The organism is Clostridium sp. AF32-12BH (genome assembly GCF_003477935.1).
GTDB lineage: Bacteria > Bacillota > Clostridia > Lachnospirales > Lachnospiraceae > Brotaphodocola.
The window spans coordinates 174,335-197,235 of sequence record NZ_QUEH01000005.1; the positions used below are offsets into that span (position 1 = coordinate 174,335).

The following is a 22,901-nucleotide window of genomic DNA, read 5'->3' on the forward strand; positions in this document are numbered from 1 at the left end:
GGCATTATTTTTTTGCCTTTCGGTTCTTAAAGCGTGACCTTTTGTTCTTTCCCAGTAGAGGACAGACAACTCGATATGCACCCTTGGAACGGAGGTCACAGTAAGTGGAACCAGTCAACGGTGCGGAGTATTCTTACTAGTGAAAAATACAAGGGCGATGCTCTGCTGCAGAAGTCCTACACAGTAGATTTTCTGACGAAGAAGACGAAAACTAATGAAGGCGAAGTGCCGCAGTATTATGTAGAAAATAACCATGAGGCAATTATTGATCCGCAGATTTTTGAATTGGTACAGGCTGAAATTGCAAAGCGAAATAAAGGGAAAGAACGCTACAGCGGAGTCAGCATTTTCTCTACCAAGGTGCAGTGTGCGGAATGCGGCGGCTGGTATGGTTCCAAGGTGTGGCATTCCAATGACAAGTATCGCCGCATCATCTACCAGTGCAATAATAAATTCCGAAACAAGACAGGCTGCTCCACTCCGCACCTGACGGAGTACGAAATCAAAGAATATTTTATAAAAGCACTGAACCGGCTGATTACCGAGAAGGACGAGATCATTGCCAACACAGAAATGATACGAAAGATGCTTTGCGATAATTCTGAACTGGAAGCCAAGCGTGATGCCCTGCAGGAGGAAATCGCTGTGACGGTTGAACTTACGCAGAATGCGGTAGCAGAGAACGCACGAGTGGTGAAGTTGCTTTTATCATGCAGCTTGGAGGACTTTTGGAAGAACTTACAGTTGCGAAGGCAAGAGCCGGTATTGAGAAACTGGTACATCTCACACCGCAGACTGCACGTGTGATTGCAGATGGAAAGGAATCTGTAATATCTGCACAGGAAGTAAAGCTTCATGATGTACTGAAGGTGTTGCCGGGCGAAACGGTTCCGGTGGATGGAATGATTATTTCCGGGCAGACATCTGTCAATCAGGACGTTATGACAGGAGAATCACTTCCGGTTGATAAGACGGTAGGTGATGAGGTTTCTTCCGGTACAGTAAATCAGTGTGGTGCTTTTGAGATGCTTGCAACAAAAGTTGGTGAAGATAGTTCCATACAGAGAATGATACGCCTTGTTCAGTCAGCAGATGCAGGAAAAGCAAAGATTGTGGGGATCGCTGACCGATGGGCGACATGGATTGTCGTGATTGCTCTCAGCGCAGCTGTGCTTACATGGCTTATCACAGGAAAAATCATACGTGCAGTGACAATTCTGGTTGTTTTCTGTCCTTGTGCTCTTGTACTGGCTACCCCTACTGCAATTATGGCTGCAATCTGTGCTGCAGCGGAAGCTTCATCGGAGCATCCACTGGGAAAAGCAATTGTCAGATGCTTCACAAGCGAATACTCTTCAAAAATTCCGGAAGCTTCGGATTTTAAGATGATACCGGGCAGAGGTGTGTCGGCAAAAGTGGAAGGTTATCGTTTGCTTGCAGGAAACAAAGCTATGCTAACTGAAAATAATATAACCATTTCACCGAAAATGATAACGCAGGCAGAAGAATATATTAATCAGGGCTGTACGGTTATTTATCTGGCTTTAGACGGTATTTATACCGGTTGTATTGTGCTGTCTGATACAATACGAAGTGAAAGTGCAGGCACAATAAAGGCATTAACAGCATTAAATGTACAGCCGGTACTTCTTACCGGTGATAATGAAAAAGCTGCTGCGGCCATTGCCGACCAGCTTGGTATCTTTGAGGTTCATGCAAACTGTCTTCCAGAGGATAAATTAAAATACATAAATGAATATCAGAACAGGCAGGAAGCTGTCTGTATGATCGGGGATGAAATCAATGATGCACCAGCCTTAAAAGCAGCTGACGTCGGTATTGCTATGGGCGGTGTCGGAAGTGACATTGCTGTGGATGCGGCAGATATCGCCCTGGTGGATGATGAGGTAAAGGAATTTCCGCATTTATTGGCACTTTCTAAAAGAATGATGACAACGATAAAAATCAATATGTCATTTTCCATGGGACTGAATTTCATAGCCATCATTCTGGTAATCATGGGCACGCTTGACCCGGTTGTCGGAGCACTGGTGCATAATGCAGGATCTGTCCTTGTAATTACAAATTCAGCGTTGCTGTTAAAATGGAGGAACATGAGATGACGAAAATTGTTGGACAGCTGATTGGATTATTAATTTTTGGATTTGGACCTTATTATCTGATAAAAGAAAAGGTACGTTCCCCATGTTATAATGTTGGTACGAAAGGCAACACTGGGGGGATGGTCATTGTAGCTGTTTTGGAAAATTACTTCTGCTTCTGCAGAAGCAAAAAATCGCGGAAAGAGTATGGCAGACAGAATGTGTAAAGGAAACTATAAGGGTGAAATTATGACGATAAAAGAAAAAGCGGAATGCATTGTAAAAGATATCAAACAAGAGACGGGGACCAGCCCGGTCCAAATTTTTAAGGACATTGCGGAAAAAGATTATATCAGCATGCACGGGCCAGAGCATCATATTCTGGACGGAGCCAGTCTGCTGGTTGCTTATAAAAATGCAGGCGGAGACATCGACATTGACCAGGCTTTGGACAAACTTATGGCAGAGGGACTCCGGATGCCGGGAGCTATGTGCGGATTATGGGGAATCTGTGGTGCCATCACTTCCATCGGTGCTGCGCTTTCTATCATTGATGGGACTGGACCGCTCTCAACCGACGGAACCTGGGGAGATCATATGCAATTTGTATCAAAGGCAATCGGAGAATTAGGCGCGGTAAATGGTCCGCGATGCTGCAAACGTGACGCAATGATCGCATTTAAGAACGGGATTGCGTATGTCAATCAGCATTATGGTGTCACGTTACAATATGAATCTCAGAAATGTGAATTCACCGACCGGAATGAGCAATGTATCAAAGAAAGGTGTCCGTTTTATGAATAAGAAGAAAGTAGCGTTTATCGGCAGACCGTTCGACGATAACTGGGGACTGGAAGATCCGACTGGAAAAAGTGATGCTGAGTTTCAGATTATTATGGAAGAACTCAGGAAGAAAATCCTGGTTCTAATTGATGCGATGAAAGCAACTGCCGGTTGCTTGCTTCCACAAACCCGGTAAGATAAAATGGAATGTGGAAGGAGTGATTGCGCGTGGAAACAAAAAATATTATTTACAAGCTTCGTACCCAGAAAGGAATGTCGCAGGACGAGCTGGCCGGAAAAATTATGGTAACAAGGCAGGCGGTATCGCGCTGGGAAAACGGGGAAACCATTCCGAATACGGAAACCTTAAAACTTTTATCCAGGGAATTTGACGTGTCGATCAATACCCTTTTGGGGGAACCAAGAGAGCTGATCTGCCAGTGCTGCGGGATGCCGCTTTACGATGATTCCGTCATCGGCCGGGACCAGGACGGTGATTTAAATGAGGATTACTGCAAATGGTGTTATGCCGATGGAACCTATACCTACCATAATATGGATGACCTGATCAATGTCTGCGTGAAACATATGGTAAATGAGAATTTTACAGAGGAGCAGGCACGGGCTTATATGAAAGAACTGCTTCCGACGCTGGATTACTGGAAACGATATGAGAAACTCAGTGATCACGGACAGTTTGAGGAATTTAAGAAACAGCTGATCGAGGAAATCAACGACCTGCACATAGAAGGATTGCCGAAAGTCGAAACATTATATGCACTTGTCGGGAAGGATATCAATCTTGCGTATCCGCTTCCAAATGGCAATGCAGTTCCATTTCTGGATGACCAGAAGACGTATCTCGGAAACCAGCTGGAATGTGAATTTGGCGGGGAACGATGTTTTGGAGTTCTTGCAGGAATGGATTTTCTGCTGATAGCTACTTACGAAAAAGACGGAATAAATCCAGAACTGGTATTATACAAAAAGAGATGATCTCATGCTTTTCAGGCATAAAGAGGTGTAGAAACGAAGTATTTGATATATCCTGTATCCCTGTTTATAATGTATGTGCAGAAAAAGATGAAAAAATTCAGGCTGCCAGTGAACAGGAAATGGAAGAAACCATTCACTATGCACTGGAGCGTGGAATCAATTATTTTGATATGGCATCCGCTGAGGCAAAGCCTTTTGTGGCCTATGGACGGGCGCTCAAAGGCAACCGGGATAAGGCATATTTCCAGATCCATTTTGGAGCCAATTATGAAACCGTTACCTATGGCTGGACAACAAACATGGATACCATCAAGCGGTCTGTGGACTGGCAGCTTCTGGATGCGAAAACATCTCCCTTCGGTCAGGCGCTTACGGAGTATCAGTGCCTGCAATATGCCCTGGATAAGACTGGGGTGCTGACAGTTCTGCCAGGGATTCGTGGAAAAGCAGATTTAGACCGGATTCTTGGTTTTCTGGAAGCTAAACATATTTTGCTTGTAATATAAATCACAAGTTGAGCAGCAGAATGCGTAAGTCCGAACTTATCGCGCATTTTTGCTGCTCAATTTTTTTATTGGCAGTGAATCAGAGCCTATGCTTACATGAGATTTTGATTCACTGCTGGGACAACAAGTAAAATAACAGAATCGAGGAGAAAATTATGAGACGTAATTTAGCAGCAAAACTTTTACCAGTGCTTATGGCCTCTGCCCTGATGGCAGGATGCGGTTCAAGTCAGACGACCGCAGCAGAAACAACGACGGTATCCGAAAGCGATACACAAACAGCTGCATCAGAGGAACATACAGCACCGGATGCCGGTGAAAACGGACAGAAGGGTGACCGAGGACAGAAAGGTGACAGGGGACCGCAGGGACAGAATGAAAATGGTGAGAATCACACGGGTGGTGCACGTGTTGGTGACCGGGGTGGTATGAATCAGAAGGTGGTCCTTACAGACGCCCAACAGGAATTGATCGATGCGACGAAAGGAAAATTCGAGCAGGATTCTTATCAGGATGATGAAAATGGTGTATCCTTGGATTATGCCTTATACGTTCCGGCAAAGATCTGGGCACAGCCGGTTGCGGATGTGCTTTCGCTTGTGCTGGCTGCGGTTCTGTATTTCAGGAAGATTGGAAGTATGGTGCGTTCCCGAATAGAAATTTGCCCGACAAAAAATCCTGTATGACAGGAGATTTGATTTTTGGAAGAAAATTACTGCGCTGTTCTCATAATCATGGTAAAATCAGAAGAGAATTGTAATTGAGGGGAATAAAACAATTACAACGAATCAAACATGGAGAGGGAACAGGGTATGACAGATTTTCAAACGATTCTTATGGGAATGGAAATAGCGGGAATTATCGCGTTTTCCATATCAGGTGCCATGATCGCGATCGACGCAGGCGTCGATGTATTTGGGGTGATGTTACTGGGGCTGATCACCGCACTTGGGGGAGGAACTTTGAGGGACACGCTTCTTGGTATGGTGCCATCCGGAAACTTTTACAATTACCCGGAAATCGTATTGTCGGTCATGACAGCCCTTGCGGTATTCTGGATCGCATATACGCACAAGAGCTATTATGACAGTCATGCGGAGCTGCTTGACCGTCTGAACAATGTGGTGGATTCCATCGGTTTAGGTATTTTTTCTGTTTACGGGGTTCAGGCAACTCTGCAGTCCGGGTGTCCGCGCAATTTCTTTCTGGCGATTTTCATGGGAATGATCACCGGGGTCGGCGGCGGAATCATCCGGGATATGATGGTGCAGCGGATGCCCATGGTCATTTCCAAGCACATCTATGCGGTGGCATCGCTTGTGGGAAGTGCCTGCTATTTCTTTTGCGTACTCCATGGGATGCAGCAGAGCGCGGCGGCGTTGCTTGGAGCCGGACTGGTGTTTGGAATCCGTATGCTGGCAACAAAGCTGAAGCTTAATTTGCCGCGGATCCGGTAGAGCGGCTAATAGAGAATAAAAAACAGAAGTTACATTTTCAAATTCGAAAAAAAGAAAATGTGGCTTCTGTTTTTTGTTGAATTGCATATCGAGAAGGTATCAGTGGAGTGTCTGTTGATCATTGAGTGTGTGATTTATATTAAATACGTCCGCAAAAATGTAGACTAAAAATAAATAACGTCCGTAAAAATGTTAAATTAAGCGAAATAACATCCGAAAAAATGTTCTGTTATATGGTTTAACATCCGAAAAAATGTTATTATAGAATAAATCAGAGTGGAAAGTATATGTTGTATATGAGGAGGTTTCTATGGAAAGAGAGTTATTTGCCCGGCTGGAACGGTGGATGAAGAAACGAAATCGAAAACCATTAATCATACAAGGTGCAAGACAGGTTGGAAAAACATGGATCATGAAAGAATTTGGTGCCAGATTCTATGAAAATACAGTCTATATCAATTTTGATAATAACAAAGCAATGAAAGATGTATTTGAATTAGATTTTGACTTAAAACGGATTCTGTCAGCGATTAAAATTGAATATGGAAAAAGCTTTCAGGCAGAAAATACGTTGCTTATTTTTGATGAGATTCAAGAAGCACCGAAGGCATTGGCATCTTTAAAATATTTCTATGAGAATGCACCGCAGTATTCTATTATTGCTGCAGGCTCCCTGCTTGGCGTTGCATTGCATCAGGGAACATCATTTCCGGTTGGAAAAGTGGATTTTTTGAAATTGTCCCCTATGAATTTCAGAGAATTCCTTTTGGCTATTGGAGAAAACGGATTATATGAAACACTAAAGGCACAGGATTATGAATTAATAAATGCCTATGCCGGAAAATATATGGATTTGCTGAAAAAGTATTATTTTGTGGGCGGAATGCCAGAGGTTGTTCAGACTTATATTGATACAGATGACTTGTATGAAGTACGTGAAATACAGGAGAATCTTCTGACATATTATGAAGAAGACTTTAGCAAACATGCACCAAAAGAAGTGGTTCCGCGGATTATGATGGTTTGGAATTCTATTCCATCCCAACTGGCGAAAGAAAACCGAAAGTTCATGTATGGAGCATTACGGGAAGGAGCAAGAGCAAAAGATTTTGAACTTGCAATTCAGTGGTTGGAAGATGCTGGCTTAATCTTAAAAAGCTACAGAGTATCCAAACCGGATATTCCGCTCATCGCTTACATGGAAATGAATAGTTTTAAAATGTTTATGTTCGATGTAGGTCTTTTGGCTGCGAAAGCAGGTTTATCTGCCAGATTGCTGCTGGAAGGAAGCAGGATTTTTGAAGAGTTTAAGAGGGCACTCACAGAACAGTATGTTGCGCAGGAATTCCACGCATCCGGATATCCACTTTATTATTTTGCTACAGAACGTTCAACCGGCGAGATTGATTTTATTTTGCAGGGAGATCTTGATTGTATCCCAATCGAGATAAAAGCAGAACAGAACCTTCGGGCAAAAAGTTTAAAAGCATTTTGCGATAAGTATCACCCCACCACAGCAATCAGAAGCAGTATGGCTAATTATAAGAAAGAAGACTGGCTGATCAATGTGCCGCTTTATATGCTTGCAGAGTATTTGGACAATGTTTTGTGCGGAAAATGAATGACCCGAAAAAATGTGGAAAATAGATAGAATTAGGGACGAAAAAGTGTAAAGAACGGGCGAAAACAGGCCCGAAAAAATGTATGTATTACGGATATAAAACTTTATACAGGAGAACATTTCATGACGACTCATTTACCCGATTCCCAACCGGAATCACAGCCAAACTGGAAACACGGCACCCCGACCGCCATTCAGGTGCGCGGTGCACGGGTGCATAATTTGAAAAATGTTGATGTAGATATTCCCTTACACAAAATCGTGGGGATTGCCGGAGTGTCCGGCTCGGGAAAATCCTCCCTGGCGTTGGGCGTTTTATATGCGGAGGGCTCCAGGCGTTATCTGGAGGCACTTTCGACTTATACCAGACGCCGTATGACACAGGCAGAGAAGGCGCAGGTGGATGATCTGCGTTATGTTCCGGCGGCTCTGGCGCTGCATCAGCGGCCGGGCGTGCCGGGCATGCGCAGCACGTTCGGCACATCGACGGAACTGCTCAATGTGGTTCGTCTGATGTTTTCGCGTCTGTCCAGCCACGTTTGTCCGAATGGACACCGGCTGGAACCGACCATGAATGTAGCTGCCGGACTGGAACTGGTCTGCCCGGAGTGTGGGGAGCATTTCTATCCGCCATCCGCAGAAGAACTGTCCTTTAACAGCACCGGTGCGTGTCCGGCCTGTGACGGAACCGGCATTGTCCGGGTGGTGGATGAATCGACCCTGGTCCCGGATGATTCGCTTTCCATCGAGGAGGGCGCAGTGCTGCCGTGGCAGACCCTGATGTGGTCGCTGATGAAGGATATCGCGCGGGATATGGGCGTGCGGACGGATGTGCCGTTTCGTGACCTGACGGAGCAGGAAAAAGAAATCGTGTTCCATGGACCGGCGAAGAAGGTCCATATGCTGTATCAGAATTCCAAGACCGGTGCGGCGGGAGAGATGGATTTTACTTATTTTAATGCTGTTTATACGGTGGAAAACGCTTTGGCGAAGGTGACCGATGAAAAAGGAATGAAGCGGGTCGAGAAGTTTTTGCGGCAGGATGTCTGTCATGCCTGCGGCGGTTCCAGGCTTTCCGAGCGGGCGAGGGCGCCGCGCATCGAAGGCATCACGCTGGCGGATGCCTGCCGTATGACGCTGACAGATCTTTCAAAATGGGTGGACAGCATTCCGGCGACACTTCCGAAAGAGATGGTTTCCATGGCAGAAAGTATCTGCGATTCCTTCCGCGGAATGGCGGTACGCCTGCTGGAACTGGGGCTGGGGTATCTGACTCTGGACCGGGAAGCATCCACGCTTTCGACCGGGGAGCGGCAGCGGGTACAGCTGGCACGGTCGGTGCGCAACCGCACAACCGGTGTCCTCTATGTGCTGGACGAGCCGTCTATTGGTCTGCACCCGTCTAATATCGAAGGACTGCGTGGTGTGATGCGAGATCTGATCGCAGACGGAAATTCGATTGTTCTGGTTGATCACGATACCCAGATCTTAAAAGATGCGGACTGGATGATTGAGATGGGACCGGAAGCCGGAGAGAAGGGCGGAAACGTCATTTCCCAGGGAACGATCACGGATGTGGCGGCAGACCCCAATTCCAGGATCGGCGGCTTTTTGTCTGGTGCCAGATCGATGCTGGTGCGGGAAAAAGCAGAATCGGAAAGTATGTTTGAACTGGGAAGTATAGAGATGACGACAGACCAGATCCACACGGTAAAGCCACTGACCGTGAAGATTCCGAAAGGGCGGCTGACGGCAGTAACCGGTGTGTCCGGTTCTGGAAAAACGACGTTGATCCTGGAAAGTCTGATCCCGGGTCTGCAGGCGCAGGTGCGTGGAGAGGCACTTCCGACGCATGTAAAAGCCGTGTTGGCTCCGGGCATCAGCCAGGTGAAGCTGATCGATGCGACCCCGATCGGTATCAACATTCGTTCTACCGTGGCAACCTATGCTGGAATCCACGATGAACTGCGCAAGATTTATGCGAAAACGCCGGATGCAAAGAAAGGAACATACAAGGCAGGGGACTTTTCCTACAATACAGGAAAGCTGCGCTGCCCGACCTGCGATGGAACCGGTTCGATCAGCCTGGATATCCAGTTTCTGCCGGATGTGGAGGTTGTATGCCCGGACTGCGGCGGCTCCCGCTACAGCAAGGAAGCTTCCCTGGTGCATCGTGTCCGGGAAGATGGTACATCCAGCACGCTGCCGGAGCTCATGAGCATGAGCGTGGACAAGGCACTTCCTGTATGCGATGACTTAAAGCTGGTGTCCAGACGGCTGCAGACTCTTTCGGATCTTGGACTTGGCTACCTGACCCTTGGCGAGGCAACCCCGAGTCTTTCCGGCGGTGAGGCACAGCGTTTAAAACTGGCGAGTGAGATGGGGAAAGGCCAGTCAGACACGGTCTTTGTCTTCGATGAGCCGACCATCGGCCTGCATCCGCTGGATGTACAGACGCTTCTTGTGGTATTTCAGCGTCTGATTGACAGCGGTGCGACCGTCATTGTCATAGAACATGACCTGGATCTGATCCGTAATGCCGACTATGTCGTCGATATGGGACCAGGCGGCGGAGAAGAAGGCGGTCAGATCGTGGTGTGCGGCACACCGGAGAAAGTGAAGGCGTGTGCGGAAAGTGTAACGGGAAAATATTTGTAGTAAGTAGGGAGTTTCCGGACTGAAAATCCCGTATGATACAGTCGTGGGAGCAGCTTACTTTTTCGTTCAAAAGAAAATCCCACGCAACCGCCGCCAGCCCTGTAACACCAAGTGCGAGCGCATCATCATCGGTATTGAATTTTGCGTGATGCTGCGCATAATTGGTCCCTTTGATTTCTTCATCTTCCAGAATCAGCTGGGCACCGGATTTTGGACAGTCTTCGCTGAAAATCAGCTCTTCGCAGGGCTGGAAGAGCAGGCGTACATTTCCGGGAATCTGATCTTTGAGCTGGAACAAAAGCTTTGCGGCACCAAGCAGCATGGCGATGTGGGCATCGTGCCCGCAGGCATGCATGACATTTGGATTTTTCGAAGCATAGGAGACTCCGGTTTCTTCACAGACAGGGAGCGCATCGATATCGGCACGCAGGAGAATACAGCGGCCGATGCGGCCAGGATGTAAGTCGGCGATGACGCCCGTGTCTGGAGCCATGGGAATGCCGATCCGTTCACGCTGCTCCATAACAGCGGCTACGGTGGTGCAGCTTCCGGCCTCTGCGATATATTTTTCTTTCCGGGCCATAAAACTCACGGCCCTTCCAATCGATTCTTCGGAAACGGAGATGAGATTATCTGCATAATCTTTCAGCATCTGGTAGCTGAGTGCCCCGACCCCACCGATGAGGGCATCACAGACCGAGCTTTCACAGGGATAATCTTTATAAAATACCCCGTCTTCATAGGATTTGATCATGGCAGGACAGGCTTCTGTCTGCACTCCGATGATCCGGATATCCGGTTTGATCGTTTTTGCGGCGACCGCGATTCCGGTGATGAGGGCACCGCCCCCGATCGGCACGACCATGGTGTCGATGTCCGGATTTTGTTTCAGGATTTCGATGCCGATGGTTCCCTGACCGCCGTAAATCTTCGGGTCATCGTAGTAGGCATCAATGTAGGTCATGCCGTGGACGTTGATGTAGTCCATGCCGAGGGCATGGGCTTCGTCATAATTGTTCCCCATGAGAAGCACCTCTGCACCGAAGTAACGGATCTTGTCCAGCTTGCTTTCCGGCGTTGTCCTGGGAACAATGATCTTTGCGTTTGGAATCCCAAGAAGCGATGCGGCATAGCTGACAGAGCTTCCGTGGTTCCCGGAAGAGATGGTCGCAATACCGCGGGACAATTCCTCCGGTGTCAGGGTCAGAAGCTTATTATAAAGTAATGATCTGTTTAAGTCCAGAATAACAAAACAGGCATAAGACCTCACCCCTCTGCCCGCTGGCAACCCTGACGGAGTGAAGTCCTATGCCTGTAACCCGGCACCCGGGGGTGCTGGAAGCATTCTGTATGAAAGTTAATATTTTTATAGCATGAATGGGCTGACTTGTCAATTGCGTGTGTTACTGTTCACATAAGTAAGCCTCGGGAATACTTGCATTTCACTGTTATTGGCAGTATAATACATTTGCTGCGCCGGTTCTGGGAGGAATGCGCATTTCGCGTATCGCCAGTGTCTAGGCTCACCTTTTCGAATATCCCGTAGAACACTCGGCGGCCGGAGCAGACTTGAAAAGATAATATGGTGGAATAAGCAGGGGCGTATAAGCTGCCAACCGGCAGCTTATACGCCCCATTAGAATTACAACAGCTTTTTTATGGCATCTACCAGATAAAAAATCCATGCCAGCACAGTCTATCACCCCGACTTTCTGATACTATAGTATATGCGAAAAACAGGTAAAAAAACGCGATACCTTGTGCGTGACAGAATGCAACGGGACTGCTATAATTAAGAAAAACGCGTTACAGATCGCGGGTATTTCCAGACCCATGAAAAGTCTGGCAAATCAGAATGCAGGAAAGGACGGTGAGGAGTATGAAGCCGAAGATCAGCATTGGAATACAGGATTTTGCTGTGCTGCGGGAACAGAATTGTTTTCTGGTAGATAAGACCGGGTTTATCAAATCCTGGTGGGAGTCGAACGATGTGGTAACGCTGATTACACGTCCGCGGCGTTTTGGAAAAACCCTGAATATGAGCATGCTGAATTGTTTCTTTTCGCTGCAGTATCAAAACCGGGGCGACTTGTTTGAGGGACTTTCTGTCTGGAAAGATCCGGCTTATCAGAAAATCCAGGGAAGTTATCCGGTTATTTATCTGAGCTTTGCAGATGTTAAACAGAATTGCTATGCGGACACTGTGCAGAAAATCCGCCATATCATAGGAGATACTTACCGGCAGCACCGCTACCTTCTGGAACAGAATTGCTTTACGGAAATGGAAAAACAGCAGTTTACCAAAATCATGAACTGCGACATGGATGAGGTGACAGCACAGGACGCTTTAAAAAATTTATCGTATTATCTGCATCATTACTGGAAAAAACGTGTGATCATTTTGCTGGATGAATATGATACACCCATGCAGGAAGCGTATGTTTATGGATACTGGGATGCATTTACCGGGTTTATCCGTGGTTTGTTCAATTCAGCATTTAAAACGAATCCGTATCTGGAACGTGCTGTTATGAGCGGAATCACCAGAGTATCCAAGGAATCCGTATTTTCCGATCTGAATAATCTGAAGGTTGTCACCATTACTTCAGACGAGTATGCAGACTGCTTTGGTTTCACGGAAACAGAAGTATTTGATGCACTGGATCTGGCCGGTCTTGCAGATAAAAAAGAAGAAGTGAAACAATGGTACGATGGGTTCACGTTTGGAAGCAGGAAGGATATTTATAATCCATGGTCGATCACCAATTATCTGGACACGGCAAAGCTTCAGCCGTTCTGGGCATCTACCAGTTCGAATGATCTGGTCAGTAAACTGATCCAAACTGCTTCTGCGGAAATCAAGGAAAAAATGGAAGAGCTTTTGCAAGGCGGTCAGATTACCGTTACATTTGATGAGCAGATCGTGTTTGACCAGCTTGGGAAAAATGAAAGTGCGATCTGGAGTCTGATGCTGGCCAGCGGCTATTTAAAAGCAGAGAATGTGGAATACCGTGGATTGCTGCGAGAACCATGGTATCATCTGAGTATTACAAATCTTGAGACATCCAGCATGTTTTCCAATATGTTCAAGGGCTGGTTCGGAGTTACACAGACCAGTTATAACCGGTTTGTGAAAGCATTGCTTCAGGGCGATCTGGATGCCATGAATTATTATATGAATGAAGTGGCGCTTGCGACATTCAGCTATTTCGATACTGGAAAAGATTCAGACAGTGAGCCGGAGCGATTTTACCATGGTTTTGTTCTGGGACTCCTTGCAGATCAGGCAGAGCGTTATGATATCCGCTCGAACCGGGAAAGTGGGTTTGGACGTTACGATGTGATGATGATTCCAAAAGAAAAGCAGCGAATGGATGGACCGGCTGTGATTCTGGAATTTAAAGTCCACAATCCGCGAAAGGAAGCATCCCTGGAAGAAACGGTGCAGGCAGCATTGCAGCAGATCGAAGAAAAACAGTATGATGCAGAATTATTGGCGCAGGGAATCCGAAAAGAACAGATCCGGCATTATGGATTTGCGTTTGAAGGGAAACAGGTACTGATTGGATGATGGTCAGTACCTGTTTTTGCGGTGGTGCATCTGAATATAGCGGAAAGACATAGGAATAAAAATATAGGGTATCGGAGAGAAAGATGATTACAGATTTGACGAAAGAACATCCGGACCGGACTTTGTGGCGCTTTTTGCTGCCAATGATGTTCAGCGTGATGTTTCAGCAATTTTATAATATTGCGGATAGTATGATCGCGGGAAGGTTCGCCGGGGAAGCTGCTCTGGCGGCAGTTGGGGCATCGTATCCGATTACGGTAATCTATATGGCATTTGCGGTAGGAATGAATTTAGGCGCATCGGTTGTGATCTCGAGGTTATTCGGCGCTGGAGATAAGGCGGGGCTGAAGCGGGCTGTGTCTACAGCGTTTCTTTCGGTTTTGATCCTGGGAGTGACACTGAGTGTGTTTGGATATTTTGGCAGCAGCGCTATGATGCGGTGGATTCACACACCGCAGGATATTATGGCTGATGGCGTTCTGTATCTGAAAATCTATGTGTATGGACTGGTTTTTCTTCTGTTTTATAATGTGTGTACCGGGATTTTTACAGCGCTTGGAGATTCCAGAACGCCGTTGTATTTTCTGATGGGATCCTCTGTTGGGAATATTTTTCTGGATTATTTGTTTGTAGCCCGGTTTGGCTGGGGTGTTTCCGGTGTAGCCTGGGCTACGTTTCTGGCCCAGGGTGTATCTGCCGTGCTGGCTTTTGTAACGTTGTGGCAGCGGCTTCTGGAATTTACAAAAGAAGAAGGACGGCAGCCGCTGTTTGACAGAATTCTGTTCTGGCAGATCATTGTCATTGCCGTGCCCAGCATTCTGCAGCAGAGCGTTTTGAGCGTTGGAAATTTGTTTGTACAGGAAATTGTCAATGGGTATGGATCCTCTGTAGTGGCGGGATATTCTGGCGCGATCAAGTTAAATACGTTTGCGATTAACACCTTTATGACGCTTGGATCCTGCCTTTCCAGCTACACCGCCCAGAATCTGGGTGCCGGAAAACCAGCCCGGATTCCACTTGGCTTCCGGACAGGAGTGAAACTTTCAGAACTTGCGGCGCTTCCGTTTGTCGTGTTGTATTTTGTGTTTAGCCGCAGGATGATGGGGCTGTTTTTGACGGCAGAAAGCGAAGCGGCGATCCGCGTCGGAATGGCATTTTTGAGAATTGTCTCGCCGTTTTATTTTATGATTTCAATCAAGCTGATGACAGACGGAATCATCCGCGGATCCGGTGCCATGGCATATTTCGTGGCAGCCACCGTGCCGGATTTGATCCTGCGTATTGGATTTGCACTGCTTCTGACTCCGAAATTTGGAAGCACCGGAATTTGGATGGCATGGCCGTTTGGATGGTTTGCTGCAACGGCACTGACGATTTTGTTTTATCAGAGGGTTATAAAGGAACATATTGCAGATTAAGGAAACAGGTACTGATCGGGGAGAATCAGTACCTGTTTCTTTGTCAGATATTTAAGTTTTCCATTATCTTATAGAAGCGCCAGAGTGTAGAGCGACTGATACCGAGCTTTTGCGCGATCAGCGTCTTTTTGCCGTGGTAAAAGCGGTCCAGCTCCCTTAATTCTTCAAAGGTCACATTACGTCCTTTGATCAGAATTCCCGGCTGCGCAGCCGGAACAGAAATGTCGGAGTCTGCTTTTGCAAGCGGCGAGTCGTGGAGCAGATGCTGGTAAAAAGCAGTGTCGTCTGGAATAGACAAAGACTCTTTCCCGGTAAATACAGCATCCGGTTCGGAAAGAAGAACCATGCGCTGAATCAGGCTTTCCAGCTGCCGTATGTTTCCAGGCCATGCTTCCAGTGTAAGCTTTTCACAGAATTCTGGAGTATCGTTACAGCTTTTTTCATACAGCTGATTAAAGTATGAAATCTTATTGTGAGCGAGAAGTGGAATATCTTCGCGGCGCTGTGCAAGGGATGGAAGCGGCAGGATCAGCGAGTTGACTAAGTAGTAAAAACCAGAAGTCAGTAATTTGGAGAGATCCTGGTCAGAGCCGAGCATCAGGCGCAGTCGAAGCGCTTTCCGGGTCTGCAAATCGAGCCGTACGGAACCTGTCCGGAGCAGATCAGAAAGCGTTTCCTGCATGGAAAGGGAGAGTCTGTGTGCATTTCGGATATAGAGCGTTCCGGTGTTGGCTGATAACAGATCGTCTGTTGTGAGGAGGGAGGCTTCCCGGCTCACGAAAATTTGTGGATTTTGCGGGTCGAGGTGATGCATGCACCGGGCAAAGGTCTCTTTTCCGGTACCTTCTTCTCCAATCAGAAGGACCGGCATGGAGCGTTTTGCATAGCGAATTCCAAGCGAAATTGCGTGCTGAAACAGCGGGTGCGTTCCGGTCAGTTCAAAAAAGGAAGAAAAATCCCCTTTTTCATTGTCCTTTGCATTGCTTTGCATGCTGGTAAGACCATGTTGATGCATCCGCTGCTTTGCAGAATCTGGTCGGAAGTGTGAGCTTTCAGGAGAAAAGGTTAGTACAGCACCACGGCAGCTGCTGCCGGCAAAGATTGGGTTTATGGAGAGTTGAAATGTCTGATCATTCAGAAAAAAAGAATGATGAGTAACGGATTGACCAAGGGTAAGGCATTTTTGAATCAGCTCTTTTTCCGACTGTGGAAACAGCGGAGCGAACGACTTCCCGCATAGGTAGGCGGAAGAACTGCCAAAGTATGTCTTAGCAGCGGGGTTGCAGACCGTGACTCTGCCGGTTTCATTGATGCTTAAGATTCCGTCTGTAATCGAGTTCAGGATAAGCGTACGTTCCTGGACTTTTTTTCGTTGGAGAATGAAGCCGCGTTGTACTTCCAGTGCCCGTTCATAAGCCTCTTTTACAGAAGCAAGGGAACTTTCGAGGAGAACGCAGTCCAGACCGGCTTCAGCAGCAAGCTGCTGTGTATAAATTCCTCCAATCACAACCTTTACTCCTTCCCTTTTGGCACGCTGAATGCCGGTTCGGATGTCCTGGCTGCTGTTGATCGGATAGAGGCGGATCTTGCAGTGCATGAGGTTTAAAAATTCGCGGACAGACTGTAGGACATCTTCGATTCCAAGATAGGCAATGGATGTGTCTTTGGCATCGTATGCTTGTTTTGCAGACTCGATCGACTGGATCAGTTCGGAGTCCTGGATCGGTATGGTTACGATCGGTATGGAAAGATGAGCGGCTTTGAGAAGCTTTGCTGTGTTTCCGCGGGCAATCAGGACATCGGTATCACTTGGAAGCTGATTTTTGGCATAGTTGACAGCTTCTTCCATATAGCAGTTGACGATGGAAAGATTCTCTGGGGCAGGAAGTGTTTTTCGCAGCATTTCTGCGTAATGGGCGATTGAGGAACCGGCGGTGATTAAGACAATATTAGACATAAATATGCTCCTTGAACAGTTATGTTTCATAATAAGACAATTATAAAACATAACTGTCGAATATACAACGAATTTGAAACGAAAATGGGCGAGAAACAGGGCGTAAGTTGACGGTATTTGAGAGAGCAGATAAAATGAGACCATCCAAAGCACAAAGCGTTGCGGAATGTACTTCATTTTCATGAGGCAACAAAGGCACAGGAAACATCAGATAAAATAAATCAGAAGGGAAATCAGAAAAAATCAGAGAAATAATCAGAAGGAGGAAAACGAGATGTTCCCAATTGACAAAAACGAGAAATTTACATTTGCAAAAGCGGTTTACCATAATTTTCGTCCGATTCCGGTGAAAAAGCCGTGGAGGGATGCAACCGGCGGATTTGGCAGTTTTGTACCGCTTCAGGGCTGGGTGGATATCTATGATTCCGAGGGTTATCATGGAGGAACGTTTTGTTCATCCGGCCTGGTGCAGAACATTCTTCCGCTGATCCTGACTGGCGAGACGAAAACGTATGAGGAATGGTATCATTCCCTTTACTGGAAACTGAGAAACTTCGGATTTCAGAGTGGACAGATTGTCGATCTTGGACAGTTCGATCTGATTATGCTGGAGATTATGGCACGGAGACGTAATTTGCCGCTTCACCGTTTCCTTGGTGCGAAAAAAGACTGGGCTGCAGCATACAAAGGCGGCGGTTCTCTTCTTTCCAGCGATGAGGATCTGGTGGCAGACATGGTGCGCTACGTAGAAGAAGGTTACCGAACCATCAAATTCAAGGTTGGAAGTGACTGGGGAAAGAACATGGAGCGGGATGTCCGGCGCATGGAAAAGGTAAGAGCAGCGGTTGGAGACGATATCGAGATTGCCGTGGATGGAAACCAGGTATGGGATCTGGAAGATGCCGTGAAATTTGCGGATATGATTCGTCCTTATCATCCGGCCTGGTATGAGGAACCGGTACATTCTCACGATATGAATGCGATCAAAGAACTGAGAGAACGTGTTGGCATGATGGTTGGTTATGGTGAGTCGATGCGAAACCGTTTCGCATTTGAAACATATGTAGAAAAAGGTGTGGACCATCTGATGCCGTTGGTGGGCCGGATGAGCCGGATGAGCGACCTGCTTGTGATCCGCGATATGGCAAGAAAGAACGGGCTGCGGTTTTCTTCCGGTGGAACCGTGTGGATCAATGCAGCGTTCGGCGCGCTTTATGAGAAAAACGAGATGCTGGAAAATCATGAGCCAATGACCGAACCGATCGGAGACTGTCTGTCCGTGAAGCCAGAAGAGAAGGGCGGAAAGCTGTGGCTTCCGGACATTCCTGGAAGCCCGATCCGACTGAATCTGGAGAAACTGGAGAAAGACGGAACATTGGAGAGCACCCGGTATTTCTATGCGGATTCCGCAAACCACAATTTCGCGGTGCGTGCAGCATACTAAGATTTTGGGAGGAATGAAATGTGTCGAAGCTTGAGGATATGCTGAAGGATTATCAGATACCTAAGGTGAAAAAGGTAGAGCAGATTTTTGATGCTACCCGTCTCGATGAACCAGAAGAGAAGCTTGAATATCTTTGGAATGAAAAGAAAATTCCGATTAGACCTGGCACCAGGATTGCTATTACCGGAGGAAGCAGAGGCATTGCCGGATATCAACGCATCATGAAAAAAACTGTGGACCTGGTGAAAGCAGCAGGTGGAATACCGTTTATCGTTCCGGCTATGGGAAGCCATGGGGGTGGAACGGCAGAAGGTCAGAAAAAAATGTTGGAAAACCTGGGAATTACAGAAGAAGCTGTGGGAGCACCGATTATTTCTTCTATGGAAGTTGTAGAAGTAAACAGGACGGAACTTGGACTTCCGGTATATATTGATAAAAATGCATGGGAAGCTGACGGTATCATTCTTTTAAATCGTGTCAAAACTCATACTTCTATCCGGGAGGAATATCAGAGCGGTCTTCTGAAAATGATGGCAATTGGTCTTGCCAAGCATAAAGGTGCAGCTATGACGCATAGCCTTGGGACCCCAAATCTGGGGCCCAACATGGTGAGAGTGGGAAAGGCGGCATTGGAAAAGCTTAACGTAGTGGCAGGAATTGCCGTGATTGAAAATGGATATGAACAGCTTGCAGATTTGTATGTCCTTTGCAAAGAGGAAATTTTGGAAGAAGAGCCAAGAATTTTGAAACGGGCAATTACAATGGTACCAAGAATTTTTGTGGATGACATTGATTGCCTGATCGTTTATGAACAGGGAAAAGATGTTAGTGGAACCGGCATGGATCCAGCTATAGTGGGGCGTCCCATAAACCGCAGACCGAATGATGGACCAAATGTGGAGACACTGGGAGTCCTCCGATTGACTGAAAAATCGGATGGAAATGCAAGTGGATGTGGTATGGCAGATTTTATATCAAAAAAACTGCGGGATGCAATCAATGAGGAATATACCTGTGTAAATTCTTTAACGGGTATGCACCCTGAAATTGCTGCAATCCCAGTGACACTTCCGACAGATAAGCTAGTCTTTCAAGGCTGTGTCAAAGGGTCAGGCGTGTTGGATTATCGAAAGGTAAAACTGGTAATTGTTCGAAGTACAAAAACATTGGAGGAAATCTATATGTCAGAAGCAGCGCTAGAGTCTGTGAAAGATAAAAGTCGGTTGAGAGAATGTTCTGAATATATGGAAGTCCCTTTTGATGATGAAGGCAATTTATGCTTATATAGTTAGATATAGTATAGTGGGATTTTTTCACAATTCATTTTAAGTGATAAAAGAAAGTGAGGAAAAGGTATGTTTAAAAAGGGTTTAGCAGTAATTATGGCAGCAGTTATGGCATTTTCTGTAGCAGGATGTTCTGGAAATGCTGTAAAGAGTGAGAGTTCAGCTTCAGCGAAGAGTGAGGCGGAAACGCAAACTAAAGCTAGCGAGACTGCCGCAGCATCTACTGCGGAGTGGCCGAAAAATGTAGAAATTATTGTTCCGGCAAGTGCAGGTGGAGATACCGACTTCAACGCACGTCTTCTGGCGCAAAAGCTTTCTGATAAACTTCCTGCAAATTTCGTGGTTTCAAATGTAAATGGCAATGGAGGTGCAACCGGTACAAGACAGGTCAAAGATGCGGCAAATGATGGAAGTTCTATTCTATTTTATCATACCGCGTTTCTGGTAAATAAAGCTTGCGGAGCAACGGATTATGGTTTTGATGCATATCAGTTTGCAGCAATTGCTGGTCAGAGTGTAGGTAACGTAGTGACTGTAAATGCTTCTCTGGGAATTAATACTTTGGAAGATTTACGTAAATATACGCAGGAACATCCAGGCGAGTTGAAGATGGCAGCACAGACAGGAGCTACTTCTTATGCAGTTGCGCTTCAGATGAAGAATGCAGGTTTTGATGTAAATATTGTAGATGCAGGTTCTGCTGCTGACCGTTTAGCAGCAGTTTTGGGAGGACATGTAGATGTTATTCTTGCAGCATATGGTGCAATCAAAGATTATGTGAAAGAAGGAACGCTGGTCCCGTTGGCAATGGATGGAGACAATGATCTGACAGTTGCTGACGAGAATATCGATATTAAAGCTATGAAAAATCAGGGCTACGATATCGAGCTTCCGTTCTATTATTTCTTTGCATTTCCAGCAGGAACTAATGATGCATTGGTAGATGAGTTCAACACGGCACTTAAAGATATCATTGAAAACGATACAGAGTATCAGCAGAAGATTTACAGTTCTTATTATCAGCAGCCAACTTTCTTACCTGGTGAAGAAGGACTTGCAAAATACGATGAAATTGACAAATTGCTTCAGATAGTAGATTTTTCTGCCAAATAAACACGAGAGAGGCGTAAAGTATGAGTGGAAAAAAATTATCAGAGACTCTGGTGAACTTAGTGCTGGTAATTTCAGGTGCCGCCTTATGGCTGTCCGCACAGACAATTGAAGTGGGGGCAGCTATGGGACAGGGCGGAGATTTTATGCCGAAACTTTGCAGTTCTATTTGGTTCGTGATCGCGTTGCTTTTATTTGTATTTGGATTGCGGACGAGAGATGCTGAAAAAGGTGAGGCACCTGTTAGCATAAAAGGATTTCTTGCAACACTGGTATTGCTGTTTCTGTATGTACTGCTATTAAAGCCGATTGGTTTTGTTATCACTTCTATCGTTTATATGTTTGCTCAGATGCTTTTGTTTGTGCCGTCTGAACTGCGCAGTAAAAAGAATTATATCATTTTTGCGATTGTATCAGTGGTATTGCCAATTGTAGTTAATATGCTGTTCGTGAATGTATTTTCACTGATTCTGCCGACGGGTATTTTGTAAGGAGGAACAGAAATGGCTATTGAAGGATTGCTTTCTGTATTAAACGTCCATTGTGTTGCGGTCATTTTGATTGGTGTAGTAATCGGAATTATTTTTGGTTCCATTCCAGGACTGACCTCCACTATGGGAGTGGCATTGTGCTTGCCGTTAACATTTTCTATGTCCCCACTTGATGGCATATCAATGCTGGTTGCATTGTATGTAGGTGGTACTTCTGGTGGATTGATTTCTGCGATTTTGTTAAAGATTCCAGGAACTCCGTCTTCGGTTGCGACTACCTTTGATGGTGGTCCTATGGCAGAGCATGGGGAAGGCGGAAAAGCATTGGGAATAGGAATTCTGTATTCTTTCCTAGGAACGGTGTTATCCATCATTGCGCTGATTTTTATTGCCCCATCCTTGGCAAAGATTGCTTTGAAGTTCGGTCCGTATGAGTATTTTGCAATTTGTGTGTTTGCTTTGACTATGATTGGTGCTATGGTAGGAGATAATCTGTTAAAAGGATTGATGAGTGGCATCGCAGGCGTGACGTTTTCATTGTTTGGAATTGCTTCTATCGGTGGCGCGGAGCGTTTTACTTTTGGAATCCAGAGCCTGGAGAATGGCTTTCAACAGCTTCCGGTCATGATTGGACTGTTTGCAGTGGCTGAGATTTTAAAAGTAGGTGCAGATGGGATCGCTGCAAATAAGGCATCCATTATGAGCTGCAAAGTAAAAGGATTTGGAATTACGTTAAAAGAATTCAAAGAGCAGTTTGTGAATTTCATCCGTTCAGCATTGATTGGTATTGGAATTGGTATTCTTCCTGGTATTGGCGGATCCACCTCTAATATTGTTGCTTATAGTGTTGCAAAACAGCAGAGTAAATATCCTGAAAAGTTTGGAACCGGTATTATTGATGGTATTATTGCAACAGAAACTTCAAACAACTCAGCAATTGGTGGTGCCTTGATTCCGTTATTAACTCTTGGAATTCCAGGTGATACAGTAACTGCTATGATTCTTGGTGGCTTAACACTTCACGGCATTGCACCGGGCCCGCTTTTGTTTAAAAATAGTGGTACGTTGGTTTATGGCATTTTTGCAGCATTCTTGATTGCTACAGTGCTTATGCTGGTTGTCGAGTATGGCGGTATTCGTCTGTTTATCAAAGTACTTGCAGTACCGAAATATATTTTGCTTCCAGCAGTGCTGATTTTATGTATTGTAGGTACGTATGGAACCAATCATAATATGTTTGATGTTTGGACTTCTTTGATGTTTGGTGTGATCGGATACTTTATGATGCGTCACAAATTTCCGCAGGCTCCAATGATCCTTGGTTTTGTGCTCGGTTCTGTGGTTGAGGAGAATCTGATTCGTGGATTAATGTATACCAATAATAATTTCTGGGCATTTTTTAAATCCCCAATTGCAGCAATTTTTATGATTGCAGCAATTGCAATGGTAGTCTGGACCGGCTATAAACAGATAAAAGGTTATTGTGCGAAAAAAGCATGAA

The 22,901-nt window shown here is 45.9% G+C and carries 18 protein-coding genes and 2 pseudogenes; 18 read left to right on the top strand and 2 right to left on the bottom strand.

What is annotated here, in order from left to right; all coding sequences use genetic code 11:
- The first annotated feature begins 75 nt into the window (after positions 1 to 75).
- The 11 genes and pseudogenes from DWZ40_RS06745 (at position 76) to DWZ40_RS19990 (ending at position 10,123) form a co-directional block, all read left to right on the top strand.
- Entirely contained in the window at positions 76 to 807 is a 732-nt protein-coding gene (locus DWZ40_RS06745) for a recombinase family protein (protein WP_118541996.1), read from the top strand.
- A pseudogene (locus tag DWZ40_RS06750) lies at positions 690 to 2,123 on the top strand (cation-translocating P-type ATPase); the annotation flags it as partial. The gene DWZ40_RS06745 and the pseudogene DWZ40_RS06750, both read left to right, overlap by 118 nt.
- On the top strand, positions 2,120 to 2,329 hold the full coding sequence (locus tag DWZ40_RS06755; protein ID WP_118542000.1) for a hypothetical protein: 210 nt from the start codon (positions 2,120 to 2,122) through the stop codon (positions 2,327 to 2,329). The pseudogene DWZ40_RS06750 and the gene DWZ40_RS06755, both read left to right, overlap by 4 nt.
- Positions 2,310 to 2,906, top strand: a complete 597-nt coding sequence (locus DWZ40_RS06760) for a DUF5714 domain-containing protein (RefSeq protein ID WP_243035241.1) — start codon at positions 2,310 to 2,312, stop codon at positions 2,904 to 2,906. Before DWZ40_RS06755 ends, DWZ40_RS06760 begins: the two co-directional genes overlap by 20 nt.
- Positions 2,899 to 3,081: a hypothetical protein gene (locus DWZ40_RS06765; protein WP_118542002.1), complete on the top strand. Its 183-nt coding sequence runs from the start codon at positions 2,899 to 2,901 to the stop codon at positions 3,079 to 3,081. Before DWZ40_RS06760 ends, DWZ40_RS06765 begins: the two co-directional genes overlap by 8 nt.
- Before the next feature lie 32 nt (positions 3,082 to 3,113).
- On the top strand, positions 3,114 to 3,881 hold the full coding sequence (locus DWZ40_RS06770; RefSeq protein WP_118542004.1) for a zinc ribbon domain-containing protein: 768 nt from the start codon (positions 3,114 to 3,116) through the stop codon (positions 3,879 to 3,881).
- Between the two features lie 119 nt (positions 3,882 to 4,000).
- Entirely contained in the window at positions 4,001 to 4,387 is a 387-nt protein-coding gene (locus DWZ40_RS06775) for a hypothetical protein (RefSeq protein ID WP_147354143.1), read from the top strand.
- 155 nt (positions 4,388 to 4,542) lie between these two features.
- Positions 4,543 to 5,073, top strand: a complete 531-nt coding sequence (locus DWZ40_RS06780; protein WP_118542008.1) for a hypothetical protein — start codon at positions 4,543 to 4,545, stop codon at positions 5,071 to 5,073.
- Between the two features lie 126 nt (positions 5,074 to 5,199).
- Positions 5,200 to 5,844: a trimeric intracellular cation channel family protein gene (locus tag DWZ40_RS06785; RefSeq protein ID WP_182431644.1), complete on the top strand. Its 645-nt coding sequence runs from the start codon at positions 5,200 to 5,202 to the stop codon at positions 5,842 to 5,844.
- Positions 5,845 to 6,154: 310 nt separating this feature from the next.
- The gene (locus DWZ40_RS06790) at positions 6,155 to 7,465 is read left to right on the top strand and encodes an ATP-binding protein (protein WP_118542012.1); all 1,311 of its coding nucleotides are present in this window, start codon (positions 6,155 to 6,157) and stop codon (positions 7,463 to 7,465) included.
- 123 nt (positions 7,466 to 7,588) lie between these two features.
- Positions 7,589 to 10,123 (top strand): excinuclease ABC subunit UvrA, encoded by a 2,535-nt coding sequence (locus DWZ40_RS19990; RefSeq protein WP_182431645.1) that lies wholly within the window; start codon positions 7,589 to 7,591, stop codon positions 10,121 to 10,123.
- A 187-nt stretch (positions 10,124 to 10,310) separates the two neighbouring features.
- On the opposite strand, the pseudogene DWZ40_RS19775 reads toward DWZ40_RS19990, so the two are convergent.
- Positions 10,311 to 11,393: pseudogene (locus DWZ40_RS19775) on the bottom strand (pyridoxal-phosphate dependent enzyme); the annotation flags it as partial.
- Between the two features lie 609 nt (positions 11,394 to 12,002).
- On the opposite strand from DWZ40_RS19775, the gene DWZ40_RS06805 reads away from it, so the two are divergent.
- Together DWZ40_RS06805 and DWZ40_RS06810 are read left to right on the top strand one after the other, a co-directional pair.
- Positions 12,003 to 13,694, top strand: a complete 1,692-nt coding sequence (locus tag DWZ40_RS06805) for an AAA family ATPase (protein ID WP_118542016.1) — start codon at positions 12,003 to 12,005, stop codon at positions 13,692 to 13,694.
- Positions 13,695 to 13,777: 83 nt separating this feature from the next.
- Positions 13,778 to 15,112: an MATE family efflux transporter gene (locus tag DWZ40_RS06810; protein WP_118542018.1), complete on the top strand. Its 1,335-nt coding sequence runs from the start codon at positions 13,778 to 13,780 to the stop codon at positions 15,110 to 15,112.
- Positions 15,113 to 15,155: 43 nt separating this feature from the next.
- Here DWZ40_RS06810 and DWZ40_RS06815 read toward each other — a convergent pair whose 3' ends face one another.
- Entirely contained in the window at positions 15,156 to 17,069 is a 1,914-nt protein-coding gene (locus DWZ40_RS06815; RefSeq protein ID WP_182431646.1) for a sigma-54-dependent Fis family transcriptional regulator, read from the bottom strand.
- A gap of 274 nt (positions 17,070 to 17,343) precedes the next feature.
- Here DWZ40_RS06815 and DWZ40_RS06820 point away from each other — a divergent pair, with 274 nt between their 5' ends.
- The 5 genes from DWZ40_RS06820 to DWZ40_RS06840 all read left to right on the top strand — a co-directional run bounded on the left by DWZ40_RS06820 (position 17,344) and on the right by DWZ40_RS06840 (position 22,900).
- A complete protein-coding gene (locus DWZ40_RS06820) occupies positions 17,344 to 18,513 on the top strand; it encodes an enolase C-terminal domain-like protein (protein WP_118542022.1) in 1,170 nt (389 codons plus the stop codon).
- 20 nt (positions 18,514 to 18,533) lie between these two features.
- On the top strand, positions 18,534 to 19,805 hold the full coding sequence (locus DWZ40_RS06825; protein WP_243035243.1) for a DUF362 domain-containing protein: 1,272 nt from the start codon (positions 18,534 to 18,536) through the stop codon (positions 19,803 to 19,805).
- Between the two features lie 63 nt (positions 19,806 to 19,868).
- The gene (locus tag DWZ40_RS06830) at positions 19,869 to 20,912 is read left to right on the top strand and encodes a tripartite tricarboxylate transporter substrate binding protein (RefSeq protein WP_118542024.1); all 1,044 of its coding nucleotides are present in this window, start codon (positions 19,869 to 19,871) and stop codon (positions 20,910 to 20,912) included.
- A 20-nt stretch (positions 20,913 to 20,932) separates the two neighbouring features.
- Entirely contained in the window at positions 20,933 to 21,400 is a 468-nt protein-coding gene (locus tag DWZ40_RS06835) for a tripartite tricarboxylate transporter TctB family protein (RefSeq protein ID WP_118542026.1), read from the top strand.
- Between the two features lie 12 nt (positions 21,401 to 21,412).
- Positions 21,413 to 22,900 carry a tripartite tricarboxylate transporter permease gene (locus DWZ40_RS06840; protein ID WP_118542028.1) on the top strand — a complete coding sequence of 496 codons (1,488 nt, stop codon included), beginning with the start codon at positions 21,413 to 21,415 and terminating at the stop codon, positions 22,898 to 22,900.
- Position 22,901 lies beyond the last annotated feature (1 nt).

Bases quoted from the DNA above. Each gene is read 5' to 3' on its own strand.
- DWZ40_RS06745 (WP_118541996.1), top strand. From the start codon at position 76: ATGCACCCTTGGAACGGAGGTCACAGTAAGTGGAACCAGTCAACGGTG.
- DWZ40_RS06755 (WP_118542000.1), top strand. From the start codon at position 2,120: ATGACGAAAATTGTTGGACAGCTGATTGGATTATTAATTTTTGGATTT.
- DWZ40_RS06760 (WP_243035241.1), top strand. From the start codon at position 2,310: ATGGCAGACAGAATGTGTAAAGGAAACTATAAGGGTGAAATTATGACG.
- DWZ40_RS06765 (WP_118542002.1), top strand. From the start codon at position 2,899: ATGAATAAGAAGAAAGTAGCGTTTATCGGCAGACCGTTCGACGATAAC.
- DWZ40_RS06775 (WP_147354143.1), top strand. From the start codon at position 4,001: ATGGAAGAAACCATTCACTATGCACTGGAGCGTGGAATCAATTATTTT.
- DWZ40_RS06780 (WP_118542008.1), top strand. From the start codon at position 4,543: ATGAGACGTAATTTAGCAGCAAAACTTTTACCAGTGCTTATGGCCTCT.
- DWZ40_RS06785 (WP_182431644.1), top strand. From the start codon at position 5,200: ATGACAGATTTTCAAACGATTCTTATGGGAATGGAAATAGCGGGAATT.
- DWZ40_RS06790 (WP_118542012.1), top strand. From the start codon at position 6,155: ATGGAAAGAGAGTTATTTGCCCGGCTGGAACGGTGGATGAAGAAACGA.
- DWZ40_RS19990 (WP_182431645.1), top strand. From the start codon at position 7,589: ATGACGACTCATTTACCCGATTCCCAACCGGAATCACAGCCAAACTGG.
- DWZ40_RS06805 (WP_118542016.1), top strand. From the start codon at position 12,003: ATGAAGCCGAAGATCAGCATTGGAATACAGGATTTTGCTGTGCTGCGG.
- DWZ40_RS06810 (WP_118542018.1), top strand. From the start codon at position 13,778: ATGATTACAGATTTGACGAAAGAACATCCGGACCGGACTTTGTGGCGC.
- DWZ40_RS06815 (WP_182431646.1), bottom strand. From the start codon at position 17,069: ATGTCTAATATTGTCTTAATCACCGCCGGTTCCTCAATCGCCCATTAC.
- DWZ40_RS06820 (WP_118542022.1), top strand. From the start codon at position 17,344: ATGTTCCCAATTGACAAAAACGAGAAATTTACATTTGCAAAAGCGGTT.
- DWZ40_RS06830 (WP_118542024.1), top strand. From the start codon at position 19,869: ATGTTTAAAAAGGGTTTAGCAGTAATTATGGCAGCAGTTATGGCATTT.
- DWZ40_RS06835 (WP_118542026.1), top strand. From the start codon at position 20,933: ATGAGTGGAAAAAAATTATCAGAGACTCTGGTGAACTTAGTGCTGGTA.
- DWZ40_RS06840 (WP_118542028.1), top strand. From the start codon at position 21,413: ATGGCTATTGAAGGATTGCTTTCTGTATTAAACGTCCATTGTGTTGCG.